The organism is Erwinia sp. AK-PDG3-5, assembly GCF_056821705.1.
Genome location: NZ_CM165967.1, coordinates 374,587 through 393,857 on the forward strand (window position 1 = coordinate 374,587; position 19,271 = coordinate 393,857).

The window sequence follows — 19,271 nt, forward strand, 5'->3', positions numbered from 1 at the left end:
CAGTCCCGCCTCGCCTTTTCTCTTATTTCGTACACACTTATCAGCAGTAAACAAACGTAAATAAGACTAACAAGAGGTGAAGATGACAGGACAGGGTAAGTTAACGCGGCTTGCGGGACCGCTAATGATCGGGCTGTTACTGTGGCAGGGTGCCAGTGCTGCACCCACCGCACCGGCAGTTTCTTACGGGGTGGATGCGGATACCTTCCATCCGGTGAAAGAGCAACATGGGATGGTGTCGTCAGTGGATGCGACAGCAACTCAGGTTGGCGTGGATATCCTTAAGCAGGGTGGCAACGCGGTGGATGCGGCGATTGCCGTCGGTTATGCGCTGGCGGTGACCCATCCGCAGGCCGGCAACCTCGGCGGCGGCGGCTTTATGATGCTGCGCACCGCCTCAGGCCGCACCACCGCTATCGACTTCCGCGAAATGGCCCCGACCCGCGCCAGTCGCGATATGTTCCTTGACGCGCAGGGCAATGCCGACAGCAAAAAATCCCTCACCTCTCACCTGGCGTCCGGCGTACCTGGCACGGTAGCGGGCTTTGCGCTGGCGAATAAAGAGTACGGCACTATGCCGCTCAGCCGTCTAATCCAGCCGGCGATCAAACTGGCCAGCAAAGGCATCGTGGTCAATCAGGCGCTGGCTGACGATCTGAAGGTCTATGGCAAAGAAGTGCTGATTAACCATCCCAACAGCAAAGCGATTTTCTACAAGGCGGATGGTCAGCCTTATGCCCGCGGCGAGACGCTGGTGCAGCGTAATCTGGCCCACAGCCTGACGCTGATTGCCAGCCAGGGACCGGATGCCTTCTACAAAGGCGCTATCGCCACGCAGATTGACGAGGAAATGGCGGCGCACGGCGGCTTAATCAGCAAAGTGGACCTGGCGAAATACCAGGCGATTGAGCGTAAGCCGATCAGCGGCACCTATCGCGGCTATGAAGTCTTCTCGATGCCACCGCCATCTTCCGGCGGGATCCATATCGTGCAGATCCTGAATATCCTGGAAAACTTCGATCTGGCGAAAATGGGCTTCGGCAGCGCCGATGCCATGCAGGTGATGGCGGAGGCGGAAAAATATGCCTATGCCGACCGCTCGGAATACCTTGGCGATCCGGACTTTGTGAAGGTGCCGTGGCAGGCGCTGACCAGCAAAGCCTATGCGAAATCGCTGGCGCAGCAGATTGATGTGAATAAGGCGCGGCCGTCTTCGGAGATCAAACCGGGCAAGCTGGCACCGTATGAAAGTAACCAGACCACGCATTTCTCGGTGGTGGATAAGCAGGGCAATGCGGTGGCGGTGACCTACACGCTGAACACCTATTTTGGCAGCGGTATCGTGGCGGGTAACAGCGGTATCCTGATGAACAATGAAATGGATGACTTCTCTGCCAAGCCGGGCACGCCGAACGTCTATGGCCTGGTGGGCGGTGAAGCCAATGCGGTGGGGCCGTACAAGCGCCCGTTGTCATCAATGTCGCCGACTATCGTGGCGAAAGATGGCAAAACCTGGCTGGTGACCGGCAGCCCTGGCGGCAGCCGCATTATCACCACCGTGCTGCAAATGGTGGTCAACAGCATCGATTACGGGATGAATATCGCCGAGGCGACCAACGCACCCCGCTTCCATCACCAGTGGTTGCCGGATCAGCTGCGGGTTGAAAAGGGCTTCAGTCCGGACAGCCTGAAGCTGCTGGAAGCCAAAGGTCAGCATGTGAAGGTGATGCCGGCGATGGGCAGCACGCAGAGCATTATGATTGGGCCGGACGGCATGCTGTATGGCGCATCCGATCCGCGCACCATTGATGATTTAACGGCGGGTTACTGACTGAAAACCCCCGGCATCCGGGGGTAAATTTTTCTGACGGAGAGGCGCTAAGCCTCTGTTTTTTTCTCGTGTCCGGCGTTTTCACGGGTGATCGTGGCCACGCCGTTTAATGTTTAAACCGGCGACGGCTGATCCTTCAGACGTGCCATAAATAGCGCATCCACCTGCTGACCGTCGCGGACCGCGAAACGGCGGGCAACGCCTTCGGTAACAAAGCCGAAGCGCTGATAGAGGGCAATCGCCGTGGCATTATCAGCAAACACCGTCAGCTCAATGCGTTCGATGCTCAGCCAGTTATCGCACAGGACGATCATCTCTTTCATTAGCGCTGAAGCCACGCCTTTTGCCGCGATGATGGACATCGACGCAGATGCCAAACGATGCGGTGTGACGACGACGTAACCGACTGTTCACTTCCAGCGTCAGATCGCCCACCACCTGGCCATCAATGCAGGCGACAAACCGCTGCTGACCCTCTTTCGGTGAGTCCAGCCGCTGCTGCCACATTTGCTGCGAGGGATGCGGAAGCTGGAGCGTATCGCGATAGGTTTCGGGCTGGCTGAGGATGCGAAAAAGCGCCTCAGCATCAGTCGGTTCGGCATGACGTATAACGATCTCCCTCATTTCTCTGCTCTTTGTTTTCCGCTAATCCTCTTTAAGATCATGGGCTTTAGCCGATAAATCAAGCAAAAAAATGCTTTACAAGTGCGAATGATAATGATTATTATTGTCATGCGTTCCCGGCATGGGCTTCACGGACCATCGGGAAAGCACGACATTGCTCACATTGCTTCCAAGTATTTTTTAGCCAGCTCGGGTGCTGGCTTTTTTTTGCCTGCTATTCACTGGAGCCCACTAAATTCTTTATATCACGGGCGCAATGAAGCACTCGTTCAATCCTGACCTGCTTATCCTGAACACTGAATACAATCAGGTACTGCCTGAACGGGCACAGCCGAATGTTTTCAGCCAGTTCTTTCCAGAGTCGATAACGCTCGGGTGCTTCAGCAAGCTTTCCGCACTGGCTGGCGATTTGCTCCAGAAAACTCACCGCCCTGATGGGGTTATCCAGCGCAATATAATCACCAATCTCTTCCAAATCCTGTTCCGCCAATGGCGAGAAAATCAATTCCATCCCTGTATCCTTCTAATTACCTTGAATACTTTTTCCCCAGTCTGGCGAAAACCTCTGCGGCCGGTTTACCTTCGCCGCTGTTAACCCCTGCCTGAATGGCCAGACGAAGCTCATCCAGTTCTGATGTTTGCTCGCGTTCTTCTAACGCTCTCAAGCCTGCGCGAATGACTTCGCTAACATTATTGTAGCGACCACTCTCAATCTGCTGGCGGATGTATTGCTCGAAGTAGGGGCTCAATGCAACACTTGTCGGCATAAAAATTCTCCATTTGTACTATCTGTTATTAATAGAGAGTATTTCATCTTGCCGCATATTGTTCAACTTTGGCTCCACAGTCGGCTGCACTTAGCCACGGCTCAAGGTATCTCTCCGACAAAATGTCTGTTTGTTCCCTTTCGATTCCATCGAATAATTTGAACAGAGGAGACAATTTTATCCGCTATCATCCCCTCCAGAACAGGTCCAGACTATGTGAAAACGTTGAGGAGGATTGAACATGATTTACCTACGCAAAGCACAAGATCGCGGTCACGCTAACCACGGTTGGCTGGACAGCTACCACACATTTTCTTTCGCCAGCTATCATGACGCCAACTTTATGGGCTTCTCGGCGCTGCGGGTGATTAACGAAGATGTGATCGACGGTGGACAGGGTTTTGGTACCCATCCGCATAAAGACATGGAAATCCTGACTTACGTGCTGTCCGGTACGGTTGAGCACGAAGACAGCATGGGCAACAAAGAGCAGATCCCGGCGGGTGAATTCCAGATTATGAGCGCCGGTACCGGTGTGCGTCACTCTGAGTACAACGCCAGCAAAGAGGTGCCGCTGCACCTGTATCAAATCTGGATAATTCCGGAAAAAACCGGCATCGAGCCGCGCTATGCTCAGCGCCGCTTCGATGACGTGCAGGGTCGCCAGCTGGTGCTGTCTCCCGATGCACGTGACGGTTCGCTGAAGGTGTTCCAGGATATGACGCTGTCGCGTTGGGCGTTTAAGCAGGGCGAACAGGGCGCTGTGGAGATTGAAGCTGGACGCCGTATCTGGATCCAGGTGGTGAAAGGGGATGTCACCGTCAACGGTGAAAAAGCCTCCACCAGCGATGCGTTCGCGATCTGGGACGAAGCCGCTCTGGCGATTGAAGCCGGTAGCGATGCCGAAATCCTGCTGTTCGATCTGCCTGCTGTTTAAGTCCGTCACACTTTGGGTGCGGTTTACCGCACCCTTCACCGTTTCCCTTTCAATTTTGTTACACTCTGTTCATCTCTCCCCTGACCCTTTACAACAATGAAGAAAAAAAGACCGGTATTACAGGATGTTGCCGATCGTGTGGGCATCACCAAAATGACCGTCAGCCGCTATCTGCGTAATCCCGATCAGGTCTCTGTTGCCTTACAGAGCCGGATTGCCGAGGCGCTGGATGAGCTGGGTTACATCCCCAATAAAGCCCCCGATATTTTGTCTAATTCCACCAGTCGCGCCATTGGCGTGCTGCTGCCCTCGCTGACCAACCAGGTGTTCGCCGATGTGCTGCGCGGCATCGAGGCGGTGACCGATGCCGCGGGCTACCAGACCATGCTGGGCCACTTTGGCTACAGCGCGGAAAAAGAAGAGCGGCAAATTCGCTCGTTGCTGGCCTGGAACATTGATGGCCTGATCCTCACCGAACGCACCCACACCGCCGCCAGTCTGCGGATGCTGGAAACCGCCGGCATCCCGGTGCTGGAAATGATGGATTCGGTTTCGCCTTGCCTGGATATGGCCGTCGGCTTTGATAACGTCGAAGCCGCGCGGCAAATGACCCATGCCATTCTGCAGAAAGGCCATCGCCGTACGGTATACCTTGGCGCCCGCCTGGATGAGCGTACCTTGCTTAAGCAGCAGGGCTACGAGAAGGCGATGCGGGAAGCTGGTCTGGAGCCGCGCAGCATCATGATGGAAGAGGCGTCCTCTTTCTCGATGGGCGCAACCCTGCTGAAGGAAGCCCAGCGCCGCTATCCCGAAACCGACAGCCTGTTTTGTACCAACGATGACCTGGCGGTCGGCGCGATGTTTGAATGCCAGCGTCAGGGATTGCGGGTGCCTCAGGAAATGGCGATTGCCGGTTTTCACGGCCATGATATTACTCAGGTGGTAACACCTGAACTGGCAACGGTGGTGACACCGCGTGAAAAAATGGGTCGTGAATCTGCCGCCTTGCTGCTGTCCAGCATCCGCGGCGAATCGCGCGACGCCAAACAGGTGAATGTCGGCTTTACCATTTCGGAAGGTGGCAGCATCTGATGGCTGGGTGAATTTATCCACTGCGTGTGGGCAAGAGGGTTTGCTGCCCGCGCGCTGTGGATGAAAGTTGTCCCTTTGTGCCGCCATGACTCTGAAACTGTCATTTTTTTGAGCTACTTCACATTTACCAGCTTTTTCCTCCCCAGCTGTTGCCTTAGCGGACGGCCGTCCAGACAATGTTACCGATAACAAATTGGGCTGACCCAGAACGGCCATCTCCATAGACTTCTCTGCCGGAGCATAAATAATGAAAACATCCCCTTCGTCCAATCACGTGTTCGTGTTGATGGGCGTATCCGGAAGCGGCAAATCAGCTGTTGCCAACGCCGTTGCACACCAGTTGAAGGCGGCGTTTCTTGACGGGGATTTTCTTCATCCTCGCGCCAACATCGAGAAAATGTCTGAAGGCCATCCGCTCAATGATGATGACCGCAAACCCTGGCTGGAAGCGATTAACGATGCGGCATTCGCCATGCAGCGCACTAACGACATCTCGCTGATTGTCTGCTCGGCGCTGAAAAAGAGTTACCGCGACATCCTGCGCAAAGGCAACGACAACCTGTCCTTCGTCTATCTGCAGGGTGATTTCGACACCATCGAATCCCGTCTGCGCGCGCGCAAAGGGCACTTCTTTAAGCCGCAAATGCTGGTCACCCAGTTTTCCACGCTGGAAGAGCCGGGCACTGATGAGCGCGATGTGCTGGTCGTGGACATTAATCAGACGCTGGATGAGGTTGTGGCTGCGACCATTACCACTATCGAAGGCGCGATAAAAAAATAAGTTGGATGTAATGGCTACTGCAACACTGGTTTTGACCGCAGCGGGTTCTGTTTTACTGCTGCTGTTCCTGGTAATGAAAGCGCGTATGCACGCCTTTGTCGCTCTGATGTTAGTTTCTGTCGGGGCCGGGATCTTCTCCGGTATGCCGCTCGATAAAATTGCGGACACCATGCAGAAAGGCATGGGCGGCACGCTGGGCTTCCTCGCGATTGTGGTTGCGCTGGGGGCAATGTTCGGCAAAATTCTGCATGAAACGGGCGCGGTCGATCAGATCGCCATCAAGATGCTGAAGACCTTTGGCCAGAGCCGCGCGCATTATGCGATGGGCGTGGCCGGTTTAATCTGCGCGCTGCCGCTGTTCTTTGAAGTGGCTATTGTGCTGCTGATAAGCATTGCCTTTGCCGTGGCGCGTCGGACCAACGACAACCTGGTGAAGCTGGTCATTCCGCTGTTTGCCGGCGTGGCGGCGTCCGCGGCCTTCCTGATCCCCGGCCCTGCGCCGATGCTGCTGGCCTCGCAAATGCACGTCGACTTTGGCTGGATGATCCTGCTGGGCGTGTGCGCGGCGATCCCAAGCATGCTGATTGCCGGTCCGCTGTTCGGCAACTTTATCAGCCGTCATGTGACCTTCACGCTGCCCACCGAAACCACCCATCCGGACTTTGATGAGAGCAAGCTGCCCTCGTTTGGCTTCAGCCTGTCGCTGATCCTGTTCCCGCTGGTGCTGGTGGGCCTGAAAACCATTGGTGCCCGCTTCACGGATCCCGGCACGCGGTTGTACGAGTGGCTGGAGTTCATTGGCCATCCGTTTATCGCCATTCTGCTGGCGTGCCTGGTGGCGATTTATGGTCTGGCGTACCGTCAGGGGATGGATAAAGAGCGGGTGATGCAGATTTGCGGCAGCGCGCTGCAACCTGCCGGGATTATCCTGCTGGTGATTGGTGCCGGGGGCGTGTTCAAACAGGTGCTGGTGGATTCGGGCGTTGGCCCGGCGCTGGGTAACGCGCTGACCGGCGCGGGTCTGCCGGTTGCGCTGGCGTGCTTTATTCTGGCCGGTGCGGTGCGCATCATTCAGGGTTCAGCAACGGTTGCCTGTCTGACCACGGTTGGCCTGATTATGCCGGTGATTGAGCCGTTGCATTATTCAGGCGCGCAGATGGCAGCACTGTCGATCTGTATCGCCGGGGGTTCGATTATCTTTAGCCACGTCAACGACGCCGGTTTCTGGTTGTTCGGCCGCTTTACCGGCGCAACGGAAGCCCAGACGCTGAAAACCTGGACGATGATGGAAACCATTCTGGGGACCGTCGGTGCTATCGTCGGCATGATTGCCTTCGAGCTGCTGTCCTGATGGGCAGCTGAATAGCAGAAGGGCGCTCAGTGAGCGCCCTTTTTGTTTAAATCTTCAGATAAGCCCGGATGCCATCGAGGAACATCTGGGTCGCCAGCATAATCAGAATCAAGCCCATCAGCCTTTCCAGCGCGTTAACGCCTTTCTCCCCCAGCAGCCGTAAAAATACGCCCGACATCAGCAGGATAAACACCGTTGCGCCCCAGGCAATCATCAGTGCACCGACCAAATGCGTCATCTGATCGGGATACTGATGCGACAGCAGCATCAGGGTGGCCAGCAGCGACGGGCCTGCCACCAGCGGAATGGCCAGCGGCACCAGGAAGGGTTCTTCGCCGGCGGGCAATCCGCTGCTGCTACTTTCATGGGAAGGGAAGATCATTTTAATGGCGATCAGAAAAAGAATGATGCCGCCGGAAATCGACACGGTTTCCGTGCGCAGATTCAGGAAGGCGAGGATTTTCTCACCAGCAAACAGAAACAGCAGCATGATCACCAGCGCGATCAGCATTTCGCGGATCAACACCACCCGTCGACGTTTAGGCTCCAGATGCTTCAAAACCGACATAAAAATCGGTAAATTGCCCAGCGGATCCATAATAAGCAACAATAATATCGTTGCTGAGATCATTTCAGTCATCGTATCCATCTCTGTTAAGCGCCGTTAGCGGCCAATACCCTGCATTTTCCAGCCGACAGGTCTGGCGCTATCCGCCTGCCCGTTTGCTGAATTATTACGGGTATATTAGCGATATTGCTAAAAATTTGCCGATAATCGATTTAATTCACTTGCCACTTTTGCAGCATTTTGTAAGGTGTTAACCATACTTCTTTCTTATAACTTTAACAGGTCAGGTCTACTCTCCCCCCGCCATTGACTGGCCGGGCAAGCCAGTGGTCTGCAGCAGGTGCATCATGAAATCAGTAGGACTTATCGGTTGGCGTGGCATGGTTGGATCCGTTCTTATGCAGCGCATGGTAGAAGAACGTGACTTCGACGTGATCCGCCCGGTCTTCTTCTCGACGTCTCAGCATGGCCAGCCGGCCCCTGAGTTTGGCGGGCAGTCTGCCGGAACCTTGCAGGATGCATTCAATATCGAGGCGCTGAAAGCGCTGGATATTATTATTACCTGTCAGGGTGGCGACTATACCACTGAAATCTATCCAAAACTGCGTGCTGCCGGCTGGCAGGGTTACTGGATTGATGCCGCTTCCACCCTGCGTATGAACGACGATGCGTTGATTATCCTCGATCCGGTTAACCATAACGTTATCCATCAGGGCCTGGACAAAGGCATCAAAACCTTCGCCGGCGGTAACTGTACCGTCAGCCTGATGCTGATGTCACTGGGTGGCCTGTTTGCTAACAACCTGGTTGAGTGGGCGTCAGTGGCCACCTATCAGGCGGCCTCCGGCGGCGGCGCGCGTCATATGCGTGAACTGCTGACGCAGATGGGCATGCTGCATGACCACGTGGCGAAAGAGCTGCAGAACCCGGCCTCAGCAATCCTCGACATCGAGCGTAAAGTGACCGAGATGGGCCGCAGCGGCGTGCTGCCGACCGATAACTTTGGCGTCCCCCTGGCTGGCAGCCTGATCCCATGGATCGACAAGCAGCTGGAAAATGGTCAGAGCCGCGAAGAGTGGAAGGGCCAGGCCGAAACCAACAAAATTCTGCAGCCACCCAGCCTGATACCGGTCGACGGATTGTGCGTTCGCGTTGGTGCGCTGCGCTGTCACAGCCAGGCTTTCACGCTGAAGCTGAAAAAAGACGTGCCGCTGCAAGACGTGGAGCAGCTGCTGGCTTCCCATAACGACTGGGTCCGCGTGGTGCCAAACGACCGCGAGCTGACCATGCGCGAGCTAACGCCTGCTGCGGTGACCGGCACGCTGAAAACGCCGGTAGGGCGTCTGCGTAAGCTGAATATGGGGCCGGAATATCTGTCTGCCTTCACCGTCGGCGATCAGCTGCTGTGGGGTGCCGCTGAGCCTCTGCGTCGCATGCTGCGTCTGCTGGTTGGCTAAGCCTTAAACCCCGCGTTACCCACGCCCCGTTCGCCTCTGGCAGCGGGGTGTTTTATTTGCAATCCGTTTCCTGCTGCGCTTTCCCTCCCGCGTTTTCCGACTTGTCCGTCACCAATCTCCGAAAGTTTGATCTGAAAGGCATATTTTTATGTTTTCAGTGCTGGCTTTAGCCGCGCCCTGGCTATGCTTAAAAATATCATTGAAACATAACGGGCCGGGACTGCTTGCGGGACACGGTCCGAAACGCTTTACCTTATCTGATGAAGTTGTCGCACGCTGCGGCGGTTTTCGCACTGGATGGCTACCTTTCCGGTCAGCGTGCTTTTGGTTCAATAAAGAGCAGAGCATTCGTTGCCTTTTCGGGGTAACAAGAGATTGCCTGCCAACCATCAAGGGAAGAAAGTCATGTCCGAGCTTACGGATCGTCGGCTTATTAATGAATTAATTTCCGGCCACTATGCAGACCCATTTTCGTTCCTTGGTATGCATCAGACCGAGAGCGGCCTCGAAGTACGGGCAATGCTGCCTGATGCAACCGAAGTCTGGGTGATTGAAACCAATACCGGGCGCAAATGCGCTCAGCTTGAATGCCTGGACTCCCGTGGTTTCTTCCACGGTGTGGTTCCGCGACGTAAAAACCCCTTCCGCTACCAGCTGGCCGTCACCTGGCATGGTCAGCAAAACCTGATTGATGATGCCTACCGCTTTGGCCCTTTGCTGGCGGAAATGGACAGCTGGCTGCTGGCCGAAGGCACGCACCTTCGCCCGTACGAAACCATGGGCGCCCATGCGGACGTGATTGATGGCGTTATCGGCACGCGCTTCTCCGTCTGGGCGCCGAATGCCCAGCGCGTCTCGGTAGTGGGTGATTTCAACTTCTGGGATGGCCGTCGCCATCCGATGCGCTTTCGCCAGGAGATTGGCGTCTGGGAGCTGTTTGTTCCCGGTGCGATCCACGGGCAGCTGTATAAATTCGAAATTATCGATCTGCACGGTCAGCTGCGGCTGAAGGCCGATCCCTATGCATTTGAAGCGCAGATGCGGCCGGACAGTGCCTCGATGATTTGCGGGATACCCCCAAAAACCGAGATGCCGGAGGCCCGTCGTCGCGCCAATGATTTTGACCAACCGATCTCGATTTATGAGGTGCATCTGGGCTCATGGCGTCGGCACACCGATAACAATTTCTGGCTGAGCTATAAAGAGCTGGCCGAACAGCTGGTGCCTTACGCCAAAGAGATGGGCTTCACCCACCTTGAGCTGATGCCGATTAACGAACATCCGTTCGATGGCAGTTGGGGCTATCAGCCAACCGGCATGTACGCGCCAACCCGGCGGTTTGGTACCCGTGATGACTTCCGCAACTTCGTTGCCGCGGCGCATGAAGCCGGGCTGAACGTGCTGCTCGACTGGGTGCCGGGCCATTTCCCTTCCGATGACTTTGCTTTGGCCAAATTTGATGGTACCGAGCTGTACGAGCACGGCGATCCGCGCGAAGGCTACCATCAGGACTGGAACACGCTGATTTATAACTTCGGCCGCCGCGAAGTCAGCAATTATCTGGCGGGCAACGCCCTGTACTGGATTGAGCGCTTCGGCATTGACGGGCTGCGCGTCGATGCGGTGGCGTCAATGATCTATCGCGATTACAGCCGTGCCGAAGGGGAATGGGTGCCTAACCACCTGGGCGGCAGAGAGAATCTGGAAGCTATCGCCTTCCTGCGCTACACCAACCGCACGCTGGGCTCCGCCGCACCGGGCTCGGTGACGGTAGCCGAAGAGTCGACCGATTTCCCTGGCGTCTCACGTCCGCCGGAAATGGGCGGTCTGGGCTTCTGGTACAAGTGGAATCTGGGTTGGATGCACGACACGCTGGATTATATGAAGCTGGATCCGGTGCATCGCAAGCATCACCACAACAACCTGACCTTTGGCATGCTCTATAACTCCACCGAAAACTTTGTGCTGCCGCTGTCGCACGATGAGGTGGTGCACGGCAAGAAATCGATTCTGGACCGCATGCCGGGCGATGCCTGGCAAAAATTTGCCAACCTGCGTGCTTATTACGGCTGGATGTTCGGCTTCCCCGGCAAAAAGCTGCTGTTTATGGGCAACGAGTTTGCGCAGGGCAAAGAGTGGAACCACGACGTCAGCCTCGACTGGCATCTGCTGGAAGGGCACGACAACTGGCATAACGGCGTGCAGCGACTGGTACGCGATTTGAACCACACTTATCGCGCGCATCCCGCGCTCTATCAGCTCGACTTCGACCCGATGGGCTTCGAATGGCTGGTGGTGGATGATTTCGAAAACTCGGTGTTTGTCTTTGTGCGCCGCGATCGCGAGGGCAACGAGCTGATGGTTGTCAGCAACTTTACCCCGGTCATCCGTGGGAACTACCGCTTTGGCGTCACCGGCGCGGGCAGCTGGCGGGAAGTGCTCAACACTGACTCCAGCCATTATCACGGCAGCAATGCCGGTAATCAGGGCGCAATCCACAGCGATCCGCAGCCCAGCCACAATCGTGAACACTCGGTGAGCATGACCTTGCCGCCGCTGTCCACCGTCTGGCTGGCGAGGGAGGCGTGATGAGTCCCGTGCTTCCTGGCAAAGACACGCCCGCCGGCGCTGATTACGACGGCAAAGGCGTGAACTTTACCCTGTTCTCGCAACATGCAGAGCGCGTGGTGCTCTGTCTGTTTGACGAGCAGGGCCAGGAAACACGCGTGGATTTACCGGGCCACACCGGCGATATCTGGCATGGCTATCTGCCGGCGATCAAACCCGGCCAGCGCTATGGCTACCGGGTGCATGGCCCGTGGCAGCCGGACGCCGGACACCGCTTCAATCCCAACAAATTACTGGTCGATCCCTGTGCCCGCGAAGTGGAAGGCGAAGTCACCGACGATCCGCGTTTCCAGTGCGGTGAAACGGAGATGAATTGTGAAGACAGCGCGGCAGTGGCGCCGAAAAGCGTGGTGCTGGCCAATGATTTTGACTGGGAAGACGACCAGCCACCGCGCGTGCCCTGGGGCTCGACCGTCATCTATGAAGCGCACGTTCGCGGGCTGACCAGGCGCCATCCGGGCATTCCCGCAGAGATCCAGGGTACCTATGCGGCGCTGGGCCATCCGGTGATGATCAGCTATTTCAAGCGCCTCGGCATCACCAGCCTGGAGCTGTTACCGGTGGCGTATTTTGCTCACGAGCCGCGTTTGCTGCGCCTTGGGCTGACCAATTATTGGGGTTACAACCCGCTGGCGCCTTACGCACTGGATGCGCGTTATGCCTCCGGCGTTAACGGGCTGCATCCGCGCGATGAGTTCCAGCAGGCGGTGAAGGCGCTGCATGCGGCGGGCATCGAAGTGATCCTCGACGTGGTGTTTAACCACACCGCCGAGCTGGAAGAGACCGGCCCGACGCTGTCCAAACGCGGTGTCGACAACAAAAGCTATTACTGGCTCGACGATCAGGGTGGCTATCAGAACTGGACCGGCTGCGGCAACACGCTGAACATCAGCCATTCGAAAGTGATGACCTGGACGCTGGACTGCCTGCGTTACTGGGTAGAGGAGTGCCACGTCGACGGCTTCCGCTTCGATCTTGCCACCATCTTAGGTCGTACGCCGGAATACCAGCGCGATGCGGAGATGTTCCAGGCGATCCAGGCCGATCCCCTGTTATCGGCCTGCAAGCTGATTGCTGAGCCCTGGGATATCGGGCCTGGCGGTTACCAGGTGGGGAACTTCCCACCGCCGTTTGCCGAATGGAATGACCACTTCCGCGACGTTGTGCGCCGTTACTGGCTGTATGGCGACATCTCTAATGCCGAGTTGGTCAGACGCTTTGCTGCGTCCAGCGACGTGTTCCAACAGCCTGGACGATTGCCGTCGGCCAGCATCAATCTGATCACTGCCCATGACGGTTTCACCCTGTGCGATGTGGTTTGCTACAACGACAAACATAACGAAGCCAACGGCGAAGATAACCGCGATGGCAACAACAGCAATTACAGCCATAACCACGGTGTGGAAGGGCTGAACGCGCCGTTGCTGGTGGCTGAACATCGCCGCCGCAGCGTGCACGCCATGCTGACCACGCTGTTACTGGCGCAAGGCACACCGATGCTGTTAGCGGGTGACGAGCACAGCCACAGCCAGCACGGCAACAATAACGCCTACTGTCAGGATAACGAGTTGACCTGGCTTAACTGGGAAAACAATGACAGCGGGCTGTTTAACTTCACTGCCGCATTAATCCATCTGCGCAGCAAGATCCCTGCGCTGCAGAGCGATAGCTGGTGGCAGGAAGGGGATGGAAACGTTGAGTGGCTGGGGCCCACGGGTCAGCCTTTGAGCGTTGAGGAGTGGCAAAACGGGGCGCATCGTCTACAAATTTGCCTGTCTCAGAACTGGTTAATTACGTTTAACGCCACGGAAGAAGTGTGCGATTTACAACTGCCTCAAGGGGAATGGCATGCCATTCCACCCTTCGCCGGGGATGATAACCCGATCCTTATAACTGTCTGGCATGGACCAGCCCACGGTGTGTGCGTGTTCCAAAAGCAATCATAACAGGAGTCAGACATGATCAAATTAGAGAAGAACGATCCCCTGATGCTGGCAAGACAATTGCCGACACAAACTGTTGCCCTCATCCTTGCCGGTGGACGCGGTACCCGGTTAAAAGATCTCACCGCGAAACGTGCAAAACCTGCTGTACACTTCGGCGGCAAATTTCGCATTATCGACTTTGCGCTATCGAACTGCCTGAACTCCGGGATCAGGCGGATCGCGGTGATCACCCAGTATCAATCCCACACGCTGGTGCAGCATATCCAGCGTGGCTGGTCTTTCCTCAACGAGGAGATGAACGAGTTTGTCGACCTGCTGCCTGCGCAGCAACGTCAGGCCACGGAACACTGGTATCGCGGGACGGCAGATGCGGTCACGCAGAACCTCGATATCATTCGCCGTTATCAGGCGAAGTACATCGTGATCCTCGCGGGTGACCATATCTACAAAATGGATTACTCGCGGATGCTGCTGGACCATGTGGAAAATGACGCCAAATGCACCATCGCCTGTCTGCCTGTGCCGATCGAAGAAGCCAGCGCGTTTGGCGTCATGGCGGTTAACGATGAAAGCCGGGTAGTGGAATTCCTCGAAAAACCGGCCGATCCGCCGCATATGCCGGGCGATAAAACCCAGGCGCTGGCCAGCATGGGGATCTATGCGTTTACCGCAGACTATCTCTATGAGTTGCTGGAAGAAGACCTTAAAAATCCCGAATCCAACCATGACTTTGGTAAAGACATTCTGCCGCAGATTGTCTCCACCGGTGAGGCGCTGGCGCACTCGTTCAGCATCTCCTGCGTGCAAAGTGATGAGACCGCGCCGCCTTACTGGCGCGATGTGGGAACCCTGGAAGCTTACTGGAAAGCCAACCTCGATCTGGCCTCGGTGACGCCAGAGTTAGATATGTATGACCGCGACTGGCCAATCCGCACCCATATGGAGCCGCTTCCTCCGGCGAAATTTGTGCAGGATCGCTCAGGCAGTCACGGTATGACCATGAATTCGCTGGTGTCGGGCGGCTGCATTATTTCCGGCTCGGTGGTGGTGAATTCGGTGCTGTTCTCCCGCGTTCGAATCAACTCTTTCTGCAATATCGAATCCTCAGTTCTCTCGCCAGATGTGGTCGTGGGGCGATCCTGTCGCCTGCGCCGCTGTGTGATTGACCGAGCCTGCGAGCTGCCGGAAGGCACGGTAATCGGTGAAAATCCCGATGACGATGCGCGGCGTTTTTACCGTTCCGAAGAGGGGATCGTACTGGTGACGCGATCCATGCTGGCCAAATTGGGCTGGCGCAGTTAACTAAGAAGCAGTTCAGTCTGGGCAAGGTTTTTGATGCGGAGGACCGCGTCAGCACACCGTAAAGGAGCCGATAATGCAGGTTTTACATGTCTGTTCAGAAATTTTCCCGCTGCTTAAAACCGGCGGGCTTGCTGATGTTGTTGGGGCATTACCGGCGGCGCAAATTGCAGAAGGCATTGATACCAGAGTCCTGCTTCCAGGCTTCCCTGATTTAAAGAAAGGGATCCCGGAGACAGAGGTCGTGGCAAGGCTGCAAACGTTCGCGGGCTACGTGGAGCTGCTCTATGGGCAGTTTGATGGCGTAGGGATTTACCTGATAGATGCGCCGGGTTTATATGACAGACCCGGTAGCCCTTATCACGACGAGTCACAGTTCGCGTATACGGATAACTATCTCCGCTTTGCGCTGCTGGGCTGGATTGGCTGTGAAGTGGCCTGTGGGCTGGATCCTTACTGGCGACCTGAGGTGGTCCATGCGCATGACTGGCATGCCGGGCTGACCTGCGCCTATCTGGCGGCACGCGGCCGTCCAGCAAAATCGGTATTTACTGTTCATAATCTGGCGTATCAGGGATTGTTTGCCGCCAAGCATATGGATGACATCCAGTTACCCTGGTCATTCTTCAATATGTTTGGGCTGGAATTCTTCGGGCAGATTTCTTACCTGAAGGCCGGCCTGTTTTATGCTGACCATATTACCGCCGTCAGTCCTACTTACGCCCGGGAGATCACCCTGCCGGAGTATGGTTACGGCATGGAAGATCTGCTGAAGCAGCGACAGCTTGAGGGCCGGCTGACCGGGATCCTCAACGGGGTCGATCCGGCCATCTGGGACCCGGCGCAAGACCTGCTGCTTAACGCGCGCTATAACCGCGATGTGCTGGATGCCAAGGTCGAGAACAAACGCCAGTTGCAGATCACCATGGGCCTGAAGATTGATGACAAGGTCCCGGTCTTTGCGGTGGTCAGCCGCCTGACCAAACAGAAAGGATTGGATCTGGTGCTGGAAGCCTTGCCTGGCCTGCTGGAGCAGGGCGGACAGCTGGTGTTACTGGGCGCCGGAGATGCCGTACTGCAACAAGGATTCCTTGCGGCGGCGGCCGAATATCCGGGCCAGGTGGGTGTACAGATTGGCTATCATGAAGCATTCTCCCACCGCATTATGGGCGGTGCCGACGTGATTATGGTCCCGAGCCGTTTTGAACCCTGTGGACTGACCCAGCTGTACGGCCTGAAATACGGCACCTTACCGCTGGTCCGGCGCACCGGTGGACTGGCGGATACGGTCAATGACAGTTCGCTGGAGAACCTCGCCGATGGCATGGCCAGCGGATTTGTTTTTGAGGACAGCAATGCCTGGTCTTTACTGAGGGCTATCCGCCGTGCTTTTGTACTGTGGTCCCGTCCTTCACTTTGGCGCTACGTGCAGCGTCAGGCGATGGGGATGGATTTTAGCTGGCAGGTGGCCGCTGTGGCCTACCGCGATCTCTATCAACGACTGTTGTAATGGCTATGGGAATTTTGATATGAACGCACCTTTCACCTATACCGCTCCCACGCTCAGCGTCGATGCGCTGAAGCACTCGATTGCCTATAAATTGATGTTTACCATCGGTAAAGATCCCTCAATTGCCAACAAGCATGAATGGCTGAATGCCACGTTACTGGCGGTCAGGGATCGGATGGTAGAGCGTTGGTTGCGCTCTAACCGGGCGCAGCTTTCCCAGGATGTGCGGCAGGTGTATTACCTGTCGATGGAGTTTCTGGTAGGCAGAACCCTTTCCAACGCGCTGCTGGCGATGGGCATGTACGATGATGCTCAGGCCGCGCTGGAGGAGATGGGCTTCAATCTGGAAGACCTGATTGAAGAAGAGAGCGATCCGGGTTTGGGTAACGGTGGTTTAGGCCGACTGGCTGCGTGCTTCCTGGATTCCCTTGCCACGTTAGGATTGCCTGGCCGCGGCTATGGCATTCGCTACGACTACGGCATGTTCAAACAAAATATCATTGATGGTCGCCAGGCTGAGTCGCCGGACTACTGGCTGGAATACGGTAATCCCTGGGAGTTCCAGCGCTTTAACACCCGCTACAAAGTGCGCTTCGGCGGACGTATTCAGCTGGAAGGCAGCCGTTCGCGCTGGCTGGAAACCGAAGAAGTGCAGGCGATGGCCTACGACCAGATCATCCCGGGCTACGACACCGATGCCACTAACACTCTGCGCTTGTGGTCAGCGCAGGCCAGTAATGAAATCAACCTGGGGAAATTCAATCAGGGCGATTACTTTGCGGCGGTGGAAGATAAGAACCATTCGGAAAACGTGTCCCGCGTGCTCTATCCCGATGACTCGACCTATTCCGGCCGGGAACTGCGGCTGCGTCAGGAGTATTTCCTTGTCTCGGCCACGGTGCAGGATATCCTCAGCCGCCACTGGCGGATGCATCAGACCTTCGATAACCTCGCCGACAAGATTGCCATTCACCTGAATGACACCCACCCGGTACTGGCGATCCCGGAACTGATGCGCCTGCTGATCGATGAGCATAAGTTCAGCTGGGATGATGCGTTTGAAGTCACCTGTCAGGTGTTCTCCTATACTAACCACACGCTGATGACCGAAGCGCTGGAAACCTGGCCGGTCGATATGATCGGCAAGATCCTGCCGCGCCATCTGCAAATCATCTTTGATATTAACGATTACTTCCTGAAAACCATTCAGGATTACTACCCGGACGACTGGGATCTGCAGTCACGCATTTCGATCATAGATGAGAACAACGGCCGTAAAATTCGAATGGCCTGGCTGGCGGTGGTGGTCAGCCACAAGGTGAACGGCGTTTCTGAGCTGCACTCCAATCTGATGGTGCAGTCGCTTTTTGCGGATTTTGCCGCGCTGTTCCCCGGCCGCTTCTGCAATAAAACCAATGGCGTGACCCCGCGTCGCTGGCTGGCGCTGGCGAACCCTGAACTCTCCGGCGTGTTGGATGAGGCGATTGGCCGCACCTGGCGTACCGAGCTGAGCCAGCTGGATGAGCTGAAGCAGCATATCGATTATCCCAGCTTCCTGACGCAGATCAGCGATGCCAAGCTGCACAACAAAAAGCGGCTGGCAGACTATATTGCGCAGAAAATGGGGGTGGTTATCGATCCGCACGCGCTGTTTGACGTGCAGATCAAGCGTATCCACGAATATAAGCGTCAGCTGCTGAACGTGCTGCATGTAATCACCCGCTATAACCGCATCAAAGAGGATCCTGACGCCGACTGGGTGCCGCGCGTTAATATCTTTGCCGGTAAGGCCGCCTCGGCTTACTACACCGCGAAGCATATCATCCACCTGATCAACGATGTGGCGAAGGTCATTAACAACGATCCGCTGGTGAGAAACCGGCTGAAGGTGGTTTTTGTGCCTAACTACAGCGTCAGCCTGGCGCAGATCATCATTCCTGCGGCAGATCTCTCTGAACAGATTTCACTGGCGGGGACCGAGGCGTCAGGCACCAGTAATATGAAATTTGCGCTGAACGGCGCGCTGACTATCGGCACGCTGGATGGTGCCAATGTCGAGATGCTGGAGCACGTGGGCGAGGAGAATATGTTTATCTTCGGTAACACCACGCCGCAGGTCGAAGCGCTGCGCAAGAATGGCTATAGCGCGCACAAGATTTACGAGCAGGATGCGGAACTGCATCAGGCGCTGACCCAAATCGCCACCGGCACCTTCAGTCCTCAGGAACCGGGCCGCTACCGTAATCTGTTCGATTCGCTGGTTAATCTGGGCGACCATTACCAGCTGCTGGCCGACTATCGCAGCTATGTTGATACCCAGGATAAGGTGGATACGCTTTATCGTCACCCGGATGAGTGGACCCGCAAGGCGCTGCTGAACATCGCCAATATGGGCTACTTCTCCTCGGACCGGACGATCCAGGAATACGCTGACGAGATTTGGGGGATCAAACCGGTACGGTTGTAATCCCGCGCGTTAA

At 56.0% G+C, this 19,271-nt stretch carries 14 protein-coding genes and 1 pseudogene; 11 read left to right on the forward strand and 4 right to left on the reverse strand.

Annotated elements, in window-relative coordinates:
• Window positions 1–82: 82 nt before the first annotated feature.
• Window positions 83–1,831, forward strand: a complete 1,749-nt coding sequence (ggt, locus tag AC1UKS_RS01655) for a gamma-glutamyltransferase (protein WP_346596168.1) — start codon at window positions 83–85, stop codon at window positions 1,829–1,831.
• Window positions 1,832–1,944: 113 nt separating this feature from the next.
• Here the strand turns inward: ggt and AC1UKS_RS01660 are convergent.
• The 3 genes and pseudogenes from AC1UKS_RS01660 to AC1UKS_RS01670 all read right to left on the reverse strand — a co-directional run bounded on the left by AC1UKS_RS01660 (window position 1,945) and on the right by AC1UKS_RS01670 (window position 3,222).
• A pseudogene (locus tag AC1UKS_RS01660) lies at window positions 1,945–2,455 on the reverse strand (GNAT family N-acetyltransferase).
• Window positions 2,456–2,669: 214 nt separating this feature from the next.
• Window positions 2,670–2,966, reverse strand: coding sequence for a type II toxin-antitoxin system RelE/ParE family toxin (locus AC1UKS_RS01665; RefSeq protein WP_482435488.1), 297 nt, complete (start codon window positions 2,964–2,966; stop codon window positions 2,670–2,672).
• Window positions 2,967–2,982: 16 nt separating this feature from the next.
• Window positions 2,983–3,222 carry a type II toxin-antitoxin system ParD family antitoxin gene (locus AC1UKS_RS01670; RefSeq protein WP_265909281.1) on the reverse strand — a complete coding sequence of 80 codons (240 nt, stop codon included), beginning with the start codon at window positions 3,220–3,222 and terminating at the stop codon, window positions 2,983–2,985.
• A 241-nt stretch (window positions 3,223–3,463) separates the two neighbouring features.
• Here AC1UKS_RS01670 and AC1UKS_RS01675 point away from each other — a divergent pair, with 241 nt between their 5' ends.
• The 4 genes from AC1UKS_RS01675 to gntU all read left to right on the forward strand — a co-directional run bounded on the left by AC1UKS_RS01675 (window position 3,464) and on the right by gntU (window position 7,383).
• Entirely contained in the window at window positions 3,464–4,159 is a 696-nt protein-coding gene (locus tag AC1UKS_RS01675) for a pirin family protein (RefSeq protein ID WP_482435489.1), read from the forward strand.
• 96 nt (window positions 4,160–4,255) lie between these two features.
• On the forward strand, window positions 4,256–5,251 hold the full coding sequence (gene gntR / locus AC1UKS_RS01680; protein ID WP_482435491.1) for a gluconate operon transcriptional repressor GntR: 996 nt from the start codon (window positions 4,256–4,258) through the stop codon (window positions 5,249–5,251).
• Window positions 5,252–5,498: 247 nt separating this feature from the next.
• Window positions 5,499–6,032 carry a gluconokinase gene (gene gntK / locus AC1UKS_RS01685; RefSeq protein WP_053141497.1) on the forward strand — a complete coding sequence of 178 codons (534 nt, stop codon included), beginning with the start codon at window positions 5,499–5,501 and terminating at the stop codon, window positions 6,030–6,032.
• A 10-nt stretch (window positions 6,033–6,042) separates the two neighbouring features.
• Window positions 6,043–7,383 (forward strand): gluconate transporter, encoded by a 1,341-nt coding sequence (gntU, locus tag AC1UKS_RS01690; protein ID WP_013204228.1) that lies wholly within the window; start codon window positions 6,043–6,045, stop codon window positions 7,381–7,383.
• Window positions 7,384–7,429: 46 nt separating this feature from the next.
• On the opposite strand, the gene AC1UKS_RS01695 is transcribed toward gntU, so the two are convergent.
• Entirely contained in the window at window positions 7,430–8,023 is a 594-nt protein-coding gene (locus tag AC1UKS_RS01695; RefSeq protein ID WP_013204227.1) for a YhgN family NAAT transporter, read from the reverse strand.
• Between the two features lie 275 nt (window positions 8,024–8,298).
• Here AC1UKS_RS01695 and asd point away from each other — a divergent pair, with 275 nt between their 5' ends.
• From asd to glgP, 6 genes are all read left to right on the forward strand, one after another.
• Window positions 8,299–9,408 (forward strand): aspartate-semialdehyde dehydrogenase, encoded by a 1,110-nt coding sequence (gene asd, locus AC1UKS_RS01700; protein WP_482435493.1) that lies wholly within the window; start codon window positions 8,299–8,301, stop codon window positions 9,406–9,408.
• Between the two features lie 405 nt (window positions 9,409–9,813).
• Window positions 9,814–11,997 carry a 1,4-alpha-glucan branching enzyme gene (glgB, locus tag AC1UKS_RS01705; protein ID WP_482435494.1) on the forward strand — a complete coding sequence of 728 codons (2,184 nt, stop codon included), beginning with the start codon at window positions 9,814–9,816 and terminating at the stop codon, window positions 11,995–11,997.
• Window positions 11,997–13,982, forward strand: coding sequence for a glycogen debranching protein GlgX (gene glgX / locus AC1UKS_RS01710; protein ID WP_482435495.1), 1,986 nt, complete (start codon window positions 11,997–11,999; stop codon window positions 13,980–13,982). The genes glgB and glgX overlap by 1 nt, the downstream gene beginning before the upstream one ends.
• A gap of 12 nt (window positions 13,983–13,994) precedes the next feature.
• Complete coding sequence (gene glgC / locus AC1UKS_RS01715) at window positions 13,995–15,284, forward strand: glucose-1-phosphate adenylyltransferase (protein ID WP_013204223.1); 1,290 nt, start codon at window positions 13,995–13,997, stop codon at window positions 15,282–15,284.
• Window positions 15,285–15,357: 73 nt separating this feature from the next.
• Complete coding sequence (gene glgA / locus AC1UKS_RS01720) at window positions 15,358–16,791, forward strand: glycogen synthase GlgA (protein WP_482435496.1); 1,434 nt, start codon at window positions 15,358–15,360, stop codon at window positions 16,789–16,791.
• A gap of 19 nt (window positions 16,792–16,810) precedes the next feature.
• Entirely contained in the window at window positions 16,811–19,258 is a 2,448-nt protein-coding gene (gene glgP, locus AC1UKS_RS01725) for a glycogen phosphorylase (RefSeq protein WP_265909288.1), read from the forward strand.
• The last annotated feature ends 13 nt before the right edge of the window (window positions 19,259–19,271 follow it).

Coding starts and splice junctions, on each gene's coding strand:
- ggt (WP_346596168.1), top strand. CDS start 83: ATGACAGGACAGGGTAAGTTAACGCGGCTTGCGGGACCGCTAATGATC.
- AC1UKS_RS01665 (WP_482435488.1), bottom strand. CDS start 2,966: ATGGAATTGATTTTCTCGCCATTGGCGGAACAGGATTTGGAAGAGATT.
- AC1UKS_RS01670 (WP_265909281.1), bottom strand. CDS start 3,222: ATGCCGACAAGTGTTGCATTGAGCCCCTACTTCGAGCAATACATCCGC.
- AC1UKS_RS01675 (WP_482435489.1), top strand. CDS start 3,464: ATGATTTACCTACGCAAAGCACAAGATCGCGGTCACGCTAACCACGGT.
- gntR (WP_482435491.1), top strand. CDS start 4,256: ATGAAGAAAAAAAGACCGGTATTACAGGATGTTGCCGATCGTGTGGGC.
- gntK (WP_053141497.1), top strand. CDS start 5,499: ATGAAAACATCCCCTTCGTCCAATCACGTGTTCGTGTTGATGGGCGTA.
- gntU (WP_013204228.1), top strand. CDS start 6,043: ATGGCTACTGCAACACTGGTTTTGACCGCAGCGGGTTCTGTTTTACTG.
- AC1UKS_RS01695 (WP_013204227.1), bottom strand. CDS start 8,023: ATGACTGAAATGATCTCAGCAACGATATTATTGTTGCTTATTATGGAT.
- asd (WP_482435493.1), top strand. CDS start 8,299: ATGAAATCAGTAGGACTTATCGGTTGGCGTGGCATGGTTGGATCCGTT.
- glgB (WP_482435494.1), top strand. CDS start 9,814: ATGTCCGAGCTTACGGATCGTCGGCTTATTAATGAATTAATTTCCGGC.
- glgX (WP_482435495.1), top strand. CDS start 11,997: ATGAGTCCCGTGCTTCCTGGCAAAGACACGCCCGCCGGCGCTGATTAC.
- glgC (WP_013204223.1), top strand. CDS start 13,995: ATGATCAAATTAGAGAAGAACGATCCCCTGATGCTGGCAAGACAATTG.
- glgA (WP_482435496.1), top strand. CDS start 15,358: ATGCAGGTTTTACATGTCTGTTCAGAAATTTTCCCGCTGCTTAAAACC.
- glgP (WP_265909288.1), top strand. CDS start 16,811: ATGAACGCACCTTTCACCTATACCGCTCCCACGCTCAGCGTCGATGCG.